Raw genomic sequence first — 10,882 nt, forward strand, 5'->3', positions numbered from 1 at the left:
GATGCCCCCTCTGTCCCTTCGCCTGAGATCGTTATCCCTTCGGCGTCCCGGTCTGGCCGGGCTCTCTCCAGAGTCGTTCATGCACACGGTCCTGGTGGCCTGAGAGTTTCCGGGGCGGTTGCTCCTTCGGCACCGAACCTGCGCACCAACGCGCTGGATCCGGTTCTCCCATGTGCTTGGGCGGACGCTATCAGCGCGCCGGGAGTGGCGCAAGACGGAATCAGGACCTAATCTGTCGCAAATCGTGTGAGCCGATATCGCACAAGCCAACCACACCGCGATTGTATCAAGCTGTTGGCTTTATTGTGCGGGTGGATTGCCGGGACCCGGAACCGCTGCCATAGCTTTGACCATGAAGATCGCGATCAACGGATTCGGCCGCATCGGCCGTACAATCTTGCGCCAGATCCTGACCAGCCCGCGCGGCTCCGGGATCGAGGTTCAGTGCATCAACGACATCGCAGATCCGGAGATGTGCGCCTACCTGTTTCAATACGACAGCACCTTTGGCCCCTACCCGGGAAACGTCTCGCTGGAGGATGGCGCGCTGTGCATCGGAGATCGCCGTATCCCGTTGCACCAGCAGGCAAATGTCACCACGCTTGATCTGTCGGACACCGATGTTCTGCTGGATTGCACCGGCATCGCCCGCACCACCGACCTGGCCCAGCGCGGCCTGAGCGCCGGCGCCAGCAAGGTGCTGATTTCCGGCCCCTCGCCGGCGGCAGAGGTCACGGTGGTCTATGGTGTCAACGATGGCGACCTTGGGGGCGCCAAGATCGTGTCCAACGCGTCCTGCACAACCAACGCCGTGGCCGGGCTAGTGCAACTGGTGGATCAGGTGGCCGGCATCGAAACCGGCCATATGACCACGATCCACTGCTACACCAATTCGCAGCCGATGGTGGATGCGCCGCGTGGCGATTTTGCCCGTTCGCGCGGTGGCGCGCAGTCGATGGTGCCCACCACCACCTCCGCCATGCATCTGATCGATGTGGTGCTGCCGCACCTCAAAGGCCGCATTTCCGGCGCTGCGGTGCGCGTCCCCACCGCCAGCGTGTCCGCGGTGGATCTGGTCGCCCAGCTCAACAGCGCCTGGGACGAAAAAGACCTGCTCGCCGCACTGCAAGCGGCGGCAGAACATTCGCCGATCCTCGGCTGGACCGACCAGCCACTGGTGTCGTCGGACCTGCGCGCACGTCCCGAATCCCTGATCGTCGCCGCGCCCGAAACCCGCATGGTTGCAGGCCAGCAGCTGCGGATCTTTGGCTGGTACGACAACGAATGGGGCTTTTCGGCCCGCATGCTGGATGTTGCCAGCGCCATGGCGCGCGAGACCTGATCGGCAGTTTTTTGCCGTCCCTGCCCCACCAAAGACCCCACGGCACAGGCTGCCGCTGTGCCGGAGGTTTTAAGAGCACAGTCATGCGTGTAGCGTCGACAATGCTCGCATGGGGGCTAGTTCCCCCGCATACCTTATGTTGATTGCCCGCTGCCGGAGACCCAATGACTCGCATTCGCCCCACGCGCCCGCATGCGCGCCGCCTGCTCCGAGCCTTGCGACCCGTTCTGTTCACGTCCTCCCTGAGCCTGGGCCTGATCGGCGCTGGAACGGCAGCGCATGCGCTGGATACCCGGCTCTCCGCCCCCAAAGCGCCCGAAGACCTGACAGAACGGTTGCAGGGTGCCAGCGCGTCATTGGCACTGGGCGACGGGGCGGAACTGCAGGAAGTCCTGGCGGCGGCGCTGTCCGATTACCGCACGCTGGTGCAGGTGCTCTATGATGCCGGATATTTCGCCCCGGTGGTCAACATCCGGCTCGACGGGCGCGAAGCTGCCAATATCAATCTGCTCAACCCGCCGCGCGCAATCGATCAGGTTGCGATTACCGTGGACCCCGGCCCCACCTTCACTTTCGGACAGGCAGAGGTTACACCGCTGCCCGATACGGAACCGACGGATCTGCCCGAAGATTTCGCCCCGGGACGCCCTGCCAGCACCGGCGTCATCCAGGAGGCCGCCACCGCCGGGCTCAGCGCATGGGATCGGGCCGGGCATGCCAAGGCGGAGCTTGCCGCGCAATCCATCACCGCAAATGCCGTGCAAAAACGGCTTGATGCCGAACTCCGGATCGCGCCGGGACCGCGGTTGCGCCTCGGCCAGTTGCGCATCGAGGGCGAGTCGGATGTGCGGCGCGAGGCGATCCAGCGGATCGCCGGGTTTGCCACCAACCATACGTACCACCCTGACCTTGTTTCGAAATCCGCAACCCGGCTGCGGCGCACCGGTGCCTTTTCCGCGGTCACCCTGCGACAGGCAGAAACCCCGAACCCGGACGGAACGCTCGATTTCATCGCAAAGGTCGAGGACCTGCCCAAACGACGGTTCACCTTCGGGGTCGAGGTTTCGTCCTCCGAGGCGGTGGAACTCAGCACCAGTTGGATGCATCGCAATCTCTTTGGTGCTGCAGAGCGTCTAAAAATTGACCTCTCCGTCAGCGGTCTGGGCGGTGACGACATCGACGGCAGCATTTCCGCCCGCCTTGATCGTCCGGCCGCGCTTGGAACCGATGAAACCCTGTTCTACGTCGCCTCGTTGGAACAGCTGGAAGAAGAACATTATTCCGCCTCCAGCGCCACCGGTGCGATCGGGGTGCGGCGCACCGTGTCCGATACCACATACGTCGAAGGCGCGGTTGGGCTGCGCTACGTGCATGCCGATGATGCCTATGGGGATGACCGGGAGTTCACGTATCTCGCTGCCCGACTGCGCGGTGAAAAGGACAAGCGCAACATCAAGACCGATGCGACCGCGGGCTACTATCTCGATGGTGAGATCGTGCCCTTTGTCGGCATCGATGGCGGCGATCCCGGCGTGCAGATCAATATCGATGCCCGTGGTTACAGGTCCATTGGTGCCTCCGGGCGCATCGTGCTGGCCGGCCGGCTGCAACTGGGGTCGCTGATCGGCCCCTCGCCGGGGGATGTGTCCCCGACACTGCTGTATTTCTCTGGCGGGGCCGGATCGGTGCGCGGGCAGGAATTCCAGTCTCTCGGCATTGATGTGGGCGGGGACACCGCGGGCGGTCGCGGCTATCTGGCGATGTCGGGCGAGATCCGGGGCCGGATCACCGATACGATTTCGCTGGTCGGGTTCTACGACATCGGTTTCGTGGATGAGAGCAGCTTTGTCAGTGGTGACAGCGAATACCACGCAGGTGCCGGGATCGGGTTGCGCTATAACGTGACGGGGATCGGCCCGATCCGGCTCGACCTCGCGATGCCTGTCTCGGGCGACACCGACGACGGGCTCCAGTTTTACATCGGGATAGGACAAGCGTTTTGAAACAGTCCCCTCGCAGTTCCGTCATGATCGTGACCCTGGCAGCGGGCGTCTCCCTGACGCCAGCGCCGGTCATGGCCCAGCAGGATGCTTCCGAATCCGGGGGGCTGCTGGTGTCCTTTCTGGAGGATACGCTTTCCAACGACTCGCGCGCCATCCGGGTGCAAGGGCTCGATGGCGCGTTCTCCTCCCAGGCCCGCATCGAACGCCTCACGGTCTCGGATGAGGACGGCATCTGGCTGACCGTCGAAGGGGCCGAACTGGACTGGAACCGGCTGGCGCTGGTGCGGGGCCGGTTTTCGGTGAACCGGCTGAAGGCCGACCGCATCATCGTGGAGCGCAGCCCCAAACCGCTCCCGGCGGATCCGGAACTGCCAACACCAGAGGCAACGCCCTTCTCGCTGCCCGATCTGCCGGTGTCGCTCGAAATCAGTGAAATCGCCGCTGGTGAGATCCAGCTCGGTACCGCCCTTGTGGGCCAGCAGGCGTCCCTGTCGCTCGACGGCGGGCTGACCCTGGCCGATGGCGCGCTGGATACCCGGCTGCAGGTTGCGCGTCTGGATCGGCCCGGAGACACGCTCTCCCTGACCGCCTCCTTTGCCAATTCCAGCGAACAGCTGGCGCTCGACCTGCTCCTCGACGAAGCCGCCGGAGGCCTGGTCTCGACGGCTCTCGACCTGCCCGGCCGGCCCGACCTGAGCCTTGCGGTCCAGGGCGAAGGGCCGCTGTCGGATTTCACCGCCGACATCGGGCTGGCCACAAACGGCCGTGACCGGATCAACGGATCCGTGAGCCTCACCGGACTGGCCGATGTTGCAGCGGGCGCCGACGCCGGATTGGCCTTTTCCGCCGACCTCGGCGGCAATATCGACCCGTTGCTGAAGCCCGACTACCGCCCCTTCTTCGGCCCAGGCCTGCGCGCCACGGTCAAGGGGCAGACGCTGCCCGAAGGCGGCGTGGATCTGGAAAGCCTGGCGCTGCGCACCCAGGCCCTGCGGCTGACCGGAGCGCTCTCGCTCGTCGGTGGCACGCTGGAGACCGCAAACCTCAAAGCCGGCATCACCCCGCCGGACGGGCGGACCGCGGTCATCCTGCCGGTCTCTGGCGCGGATACCACGGTGGCGCGGGTGGATCTGGCCTTGCAGAAGCCGGCAGGCGAAAACTGGCAGATCAATGGCGAGATCGACAGCCTGCGCACCCCGGATGTGGCGCTCTCCCGCGCGGTGATCAGCGCCGCCGGATCGCTCGATCAGAGCAGCGGTTTTGCACTGGACGGCGCCCTCGACGCACGGCTCAGCGGTTTTGTCCTGTCCGACCCCGCCCTGGCAGACGCCACCGGCAGTGAATTGACCCTGAGCAGCAGGCTCACCACGGAGGATGGCGCCGATTTCCTGATCCGGGACCTGGATCTGCAGGGTGAGGACTACGGCGCACGCGGCGAAATCCGTTTCAACGGTGTTGAAAACGATCTGAGGATCGCCACCAGCCTCGCGCTCACAAGCGAAGATCTGGGCCGCTTTTCCAGTCTCGCGCAACTGGAGCTTGCCGGCTCTGCGAACGCGGATGTGACCGCGCATGTTCAGCCCCTGAGCGGCGCATTTGGTGTTGATCTCACGCTCAATGGACGTGATCTGCAAACCGGGATCGCGGATGTCGATCCGCTGCTCGTCGGCACAAGCACGCTCGAGCTGGTCGCCGCCCGTGACACGTCAGGCCTGCGGATCGACAGCTTCGACCTTCAGACCGCAGAAGTCTCTGCCACCGGTCAAGGCACGCTCGACAGCGGTGCCGGCGCGATCAAGCTGGACGCACGGCTGGCCCGGCTGGAGCGATTTGTTCCCGACCTGCCGGGTCCGGTGACCCTGACGGCAAATTTTGACCGCGCCGGTGATCGGCTGGACGGGACCGCGAAATTGCGCGGACCGCAGGACACCCGACTGGATCTGAACGGCACCTTTACCCTGGATGGCAGCGCCCAGTTCGGATTTGACGCGCATATCGACCAGCCCCAGGCCTTCGCTCCACAGCTTGCGGGCGCGCCGCTCACTCTGACAGGCGACGCAAACCGGCGCGATGGCACCTGGACCGGCCAAGCCGACGTCAGCGCCACCGGCGGCACCCAGGCCCGTGTGACCGCCCGGTTCGACGAGGCCCGCGGCGACATGGATCTGGAGCTGTCCGCGCTTGTCGCCCGCATCGCGCAGTTCGTGCCGTCGATCCAGGGCCAGGCAACCACCAACCTGAGCGCCACCCGCCGGGACGGCAGGTGGGACGGCACCGGCGCTGTCACCGGCCCCGGCGACAGCACTGCAGAGTTTGACGCAACATTTGCAGAGGCCACCGGAGATGTGGACCTGAGCCTGACCGCCGACGTCGGCCGTGTCAGCGTCTTTGCTCCGACGCTCAGCGGTACTGCCTCCGCCGAGATCAGCGGCACCCGGCGCTCCGGCACCTGGGCGGGACGCGGCCGCCTCGCCGGACCGGCTGGCGCCCGCATCGACCTCTCCGGCGACTTCAACGAAAGTGACGGCGCCGCGCAGCTCAGTTTCGATGCGGCCGTCGAACGATTGCAGCAGATCATACCGGGTCTCGACGGCGTGTTGACGGCGCAGGGTGAGGCCGCCCGCAGCGATGGCATCTGGCAGATTGACTCAACGGCCCGCGGCCCGCTGGGAATCGATTCCAGAATTTCCGGTTCCTGGGATGAGGCCCAAGCCCGGGCGGATATCTCTGCCAACGGTTCGTTGCGGCTGGAAGGCGCCAATGCCTTTGTCAAGCCCAACCTCCTGAAGGGGCTCGCGCAATTCGATCTGACCCTGCGGGGACCGGCGCAGCTGAGTTCGCTGAGCGGAACCGTGACCACCTCGGACGCGCAATTGGTTCTGCCACAAGCAGCGCAGGCGATTGACGGCATCCGCACACGCGTCAGTCTGAACAACGGCTCCGCCTCCCTGTCGCTCGACGCCCGCCCGCGCGATGGCGGCACCATCAGCGTCAGCGGCCCGGTGTCCCTGACCGCCCCCTATTCGGGAAACCTGCAGATCCGGTTGTCAGAGGTGGTTCTGACGGACAACCTGTCCTATCGCAGCTCCCTGGGCGCAGACCTCCGCCTCTCCGGCCCCCTGGCGGGCAACAGCCGCCTGAGCGGGCGCGTCGATGTGGGCGAGACCAGCATCAACCTCAATACCGCAGGCGGCGCGGTCTCTGCCGCGCCCATTCCGCCCATCCGCCATCGCGGCCAGTCGCGCGCCCAAACCGCCACACGCATCCGCGCCGGGCTGGTGGATACCGGCGGCGGCGGGGGCGCGGCCAGAAACTCGGATATTGCGCTCGATGTGCAGGTCAATGCCCCAAACCGCATCTTTGCCCGGGGGCGCGGCCTCAATGCGGAGCTGGGCGGCACGATCAACGTCCGGGGCACTACGTCGAATATCGCGCCCTCCGGCCAGATCGGGCTTATCCGCGGCACCTTCGATATTCTGGGACGTCGGCTCAATCTGGATGAGGGTCGCATCACGCTGCTCGGAGACCTGAAACCCTATCTGGAGTTCATCTCGACCGCCAATACGGAACAGGGCACCGCCACCCTGTCGATCTCCGGCCGTATCGACGGCCCTGAAATCAAGGTGACCTCAGAGCCACCGCGCCCCAGCGAAGAAGCCCTGGCACTGCTGTTGTTCGGCGACAATATCCAGGACATCTCGCCGCTGGCGCTGGCACGGCTGGCCGGGTCCGCGCTCACGCTCAGCGGGCGCGGCGGCGGCGCGCAAAAGGCGCTGCGGGACACCACCGGCGCGGACAATGTCGACATCGGGGCCAACAACCTCGGTGTCGGGCAGCTCGGTCTGGGCGGGTACCTTGCGGACAATGTCTATACCGATCTGAACGTCACCGCCGAAGGGGACAGCGAACTCACCATCAACCTCGACCTGACCAAATCCCTGACCGTGACCGGCAAGGCCGACAGTGTCGGTGAAACCGGCCTCGGCCTCTATTTCAAACGGGACTACTGACCCTTTGAACCAGTTGCATTGCCGGGCAGGTCACGTAGGGTCGAACCAGGGCTCGCCAGGAGCCGTAATGCGCGAGACCCATGACTGACGCTTCCTGTTCCGCCACCGCCGCCCGTTTTGCAGATGTCGATGCCGTGGTGATCGGCCGCAACGAGGGCGCGCGGCTGGTCGCGTGCCTCCAGAGCCTGTCCGGGCAGGTCAATCGCATCATCTATGTGGACAGCGGTTCCACCGATGGATCGCTTCAGGCGGCAGAGGCGCTTGGGGCAGAAATCGTGTCGCTGGACATGTCCCTGCCCTTTACCGCCGCGCGCGCCCGCAATGCCGGGTTGGAGCGCCTGAACGCGGGGCACGCGGGGGCCCTGGTCCAGTTTCTGGATGGCGATTGCAGCCTGGTGTCCGACTGGCTGCCTGCGGCGGTTGCGTTCCTTGCTGACCGCCCGGATGTGGCGGTGGTCTGCGGGCGGCGACGCGAAGACGCGCCCGATGTCAGCATCTACAACCACCTGTGTGATCTGGAATGGGATACGCCCGTGGGCGAAGCGACGGCCTGTGGCGGCGACGCCCTGATGCGCCGCAGCGCCGTGGGTCAGGTTGGCGGCTACCGGGACAGCCTCATCGCAGGTGAGGAGCCGGAAATGTGCCTGCGCCTGCGCCGGGCGGGATGGAAGATCTGGCGCATCGACGCGGAAATGACCCGGCACGATGCCCGCATGACGCGGTTCGGGCAATGGTGGAACCGAAGCCGCCGCGCCGGCCATGCCTTTGCCGAAGGCGCGTATCTGCATGGCGCGCCCCCCGAACGGCACTGGGTTGCGGAAACCCGCCGCGCCCTCGTCTGGGGGGCACTGTTGCCGGTGGTGATGCTCACCCTGCTTGCGATTGCGCCGCCTGCGGCAGGGCTTGTCGCACTGGCCTATCCGGCGCAATTCCTGCGGCTGTCACTGCGGGACGGGCCAAAACGGGCGTGGTTTTCGATCCTCGGCAAGTTTGCCGAGGCCCTGGGCGTGTGCGAGTTTCACCTCAACCGGATACGCGGGCGGCATCGCGGGCTGATCGAATACAAATAGGCTAGTCCGCGGCGGGACCCGCCCGCAGCCGCAATCGCAGGGCCTGCAGGATCTGACGCGGCAGAATCGCAAAGCATTTCGCATAGCGGGGCAGCAGGCGCATCGGGTTGCTCAGCATGCGCCAGAGCCATTCCATCGCCAGTCCCCGCACCCAACGCGGGGCCCGCGTCTGCGCCCCCGCAACAAAATCCAGCCCCGCCCCGATGGACGCAAAGCCCACCGCCGGGGCCAGCTGCCGCCCGAGTTGCGCGAATTGTTCCTGCTTGGGCGCGCCGAGGGCAATAAAACACAAGCCGATGTCATGCTCGGCCAGCTCCGCCAGGATCTGCCGCGCCTCTTCCCCCTCGGGGTCGAAGTTTCGGCTGGGCGCATGTGTATAGGCCACCTCCAGCCCGCGCACACGCTGCATCAATTCCGCCCGCGCCTGCGTCAGGACAGACGCGGTCGAGCCGACAAACGCGACTTTGACACCAGCCTCTGCCGCCAGCGCGCACAGGGGGACCACCAGATCCGACCCCGGCATCAGTTCCACCGGGCGCCCCGCCAGTCGCGACAGCCACACGATGGGCCGACCATCGGCGACGACAAAATCTTGCGCCCGGTAGGCGGTCAGAAAGGCGGTATTTTCGGAAAGCTTCACCAGATGGTCCAGGTTCACCGTTGCCAGCGCAAAGCCCTCCGAACGCCCGAACCGGCGTTTCAGAGTTTTTGTGAGCGCAGTCCTGTCCGCCACATTGACCGCAACTGTCTGATTGTTGAACACAAAGTGCATGGCGATTCGGTTCACCTTTTGGGCTGATGATCCTGTTCTTTACGAAATTTCGTGAAGTCTGTGGCAGATCTTTCGGTTATCAATAGAACTGAATTCAGGTCGAAGTGGGGCGAAAAATAGGTGCCTAACGCAATTGCCTTTGCGATGTTGCTGGCCTGGCCGGTTGCGACGCTGGTGTTTTTCCAGCGGTTGCCGCTGCACCGGGCGATCCTGCTGTGCCTGGTGGGCGGCTATCTCATATTGCCCCCGACGGCGGCCTTCGACCTGCCGCTTGTTCCCGATCTCGACAAATTCTCGATCAGTTCGATCATGGCGCTGGTGGGGTGTCTGTTTGTCGCCAAGGAACCGGTTCCCCTCTTGCCCAAAGCGCTGTTCATGCGCCTGCTGGTGGCGATATTCGTGCTCTGCGCCATTCCGACGGTGCTGACCAATTCGGACCGGATCATCTTTGAATCCGTGCCCAACTCCGCTCCGATCATCTTCTACAACTCCGAACTGCCGGGCTTGCGACTGCGCGACCTGGGGTCGGTGATGATGGGGCAGATCATCGTGCTGATCCCCTTTTTCATCGCCCGCCGGCATCTGTCCACGCCCGAAGCGCATCGGGAGCTGCTGATCGCCTTCTGCGTTGCGGGACTGGCCTATTCCATCCCGGCGCTGATCGAAATCCGCCTCAGCCCGCAGATGAACGTCTGGATCTACGGGTTCTTCCAGCATGACTTTGCGCAGATGATCCGCCAGGGCGGTTATCGCCCGATCGTCTTCCTGCCCCATGCCCTGTGGTTGGCGCTTTTTGTGTTCAGCGCCCTGCTGGCGGCCACCTCGCTGGCCCGCGTCGCCCAGGGACGCGACCGGGTGCGCTTTGTCTGGGCGGCGATCTATCTGTTTGGCCTGCTTGTCCTGTGCAAAAGTATGGCGTCGCTCTCTTATGGGCTTGCCTTTACGCCCATCGTTGCGCTCGCGTCCTACCGCCTTCAGGTTAAGCTGGCTCTGGGCATTGCGCTGATCGGTTGCATTTATCCGATGCTGCGAAACGCCCATGTGATCCCGCTGGACACTATTCTGGCGCAGGTCGAGGCAATCAGCGAGGACCGGGCGCAATCGCTCGGGTATCGCTTTGAAAACGAGGAGGCGTTGCTGGCGCGTGCCGCCGAGAAACCGCTGTTCGGCTGGGGCGGCTGGGGGCGCAACCTGATGCGCGACGAGGAAACCGGGCGGATTCTGACCATCCCCGATGGCCACTGGATCATTGCCTTCGGCAGCTTCGGCTGGGTTGGCTATCTGGCGGAAATGGGGCTTCTGACCGGAACGCTGGGGCTGTTGTACTGGGCCTTGAGAGGCCGACGAAACAGGGAGATCTCGCCGCATGTGGCCTGCATTTCACTGATCCTTGGAGCGACCATGGTGGATATGCTGCTGAATGATACACTGGTACCGATCACCTGGATGTGCGCCGGCGCGCTGCTCGGCTATGCGGAACGTCTCCTTCATCCGGGCATTTTTGATCCCCGTCGCCCGTTGTTTCAGGGGCGGCAGGACATTGACACACCAGCAGACGGAAAGCGTTTGAAACCCGTCATACACTAGTCGCAAAGCATGCGCGGGCATCCGAGAGATCGCAATTTGGCCACAATGGCTCCTCTTACCTGCCCAAGATGTTTCGCAAAATTCGCTTATGTCGACTG

The 10,882-nt window shown here is 64.6% G+C and carries 6 protein-coding genes and 1 riboswitch; of the genes, 5 read left to right on the forward strand and 1 reads right to left on the reverse strand.

All coding sequences use genetic code 11. The features are described 5' to 3' along the window. Positions 1-76: 76 nt before the first annotated feature. A riboswitch (glycine riboswitch) is annotated at positions 77-181 on the reverse strand. 171 nt (positions 182-352) lie between these two features. From MHM97_RS15165 to MHM97_RS15180, 4 genes are all read left to right on the forward strand, one after another. Next, positions 353-1,342, forward strand: a complete 990-nt coding sequence (locus MHM97_RS15165; RefSeq protein ID WP_239323211.1) for a type I glyceraldehyde-3-phosphate dehydrogenase — start codon at positions 353-355, stop codon at positions 1,340-1,342. Between the two features lie 164 nt (positions 1,343-1,506). Then, positions 1,507-3,345 carry an autotransporter assembly complex protein TamA gene (locus tag MHM97_RS15170; RefSeq protein ID WP_239323212.1) on the forward strand — a complete coding sequence of 613 codons (1,839 nt, stop codon included), beginning with the start codon at positions 1,507-1,509 and terminating at the stop codon, positions 3,343-3,345. Next, entirely contained in the window at positions 3,342-7,355 is a 4,014-nt protein-coding gene (locus tag MHM97_RS15175) for a translocation/assembly module TamB domain-containing protein (protein WP_239323213.1), read from the forward strand. Before MHM97_RS15170 ends, MHM97_RS15175 begins: the two co-directional genes overlap by 4 nt. A gap of 80 nt (positions 7,356-7,435) precedes the next feature. After that, on the forward strand, positions 7,436-8,425 hold the full coding sequence (locus MHM97_RS15180) for a glycosyltransferase (protein ID WP_239323214.1): 990 nt from the start codon (positions 7,436-7,438) through the stop codon (positions 8,423-8,425). 1 nt (position 8,426) lies between these two features. Here the strand turns inward: MHM97_RS15180 and MHM97_RS15185 are convergent, their stop codons facing one another. Then, the gene (locus MHM97_RS15185) at positions 8,427-9,197 is read right to left on the reverse strand and encodes a WecB/TagA/CpsF family glycosyltransferase (RefSeq protein ID WP_239323215.1); all 771 of its coding nucleotides are present in this window, start codon (positions 9,195-9,197) and stop codon (positions 8,427-8,429) included. 120 nt (positions 9,198-9,317) lie between these two features. Here MHM97_RS15185 and MHM97_RS15190 point away from each other — a divergent pair, with 120 nt between their 5' ends. Further along, a complete protein-coding gene (locus tag MHM97_RS15190) occupies positions 9,318-10,784 on the forward strand; it encodes a hypothetical protein (protein ID WP_239323216.1) in 1,467 nt (488 codons plus the stop codon). Positions 10,785-10,882 lie beyond the last annotated feature (98 nt).

The sequence above is a fragment of the Epibacterium sp. Ofav1-8 genome (assembly GCF_022348185.1).
Lineage (GTDB): Bacteria > Pseudomonadota > Alphaproteobacteria > Rhodobacterales > Rhodobacteraceae > Epibacterium.

Coding starts and splice junctions, on each gene's coding strand:
- MHM97_RS15165 (WP_239323211.1), top strand. CDS start 353: ATGAAGATCGCGATCAACGGATTCGGCCGCATCGGCCGTACAATCTTG.
- MHM97_RS15170 (WP_239323212.1), top strand. CDS start 1,507: ATGACTCGCATTCGCCCCACGCGCCCGCATGCGCGCCGCCTGCTCCGA.
- MHM97_RS15180 (WP_239323214.1), top strand. CDS start 7,436: ATGACTGACGCTTCCTGTTCCGCCACCGCCGCCCGTTTTGCAGATGTC.
- MHM97_RS15185 (WP_239323215.1), bottom strand. CDS start 9,197: ATGCACTTTGTGTTCAACAATCAGACAGTTGCGGTCAATGTGGCGGAC.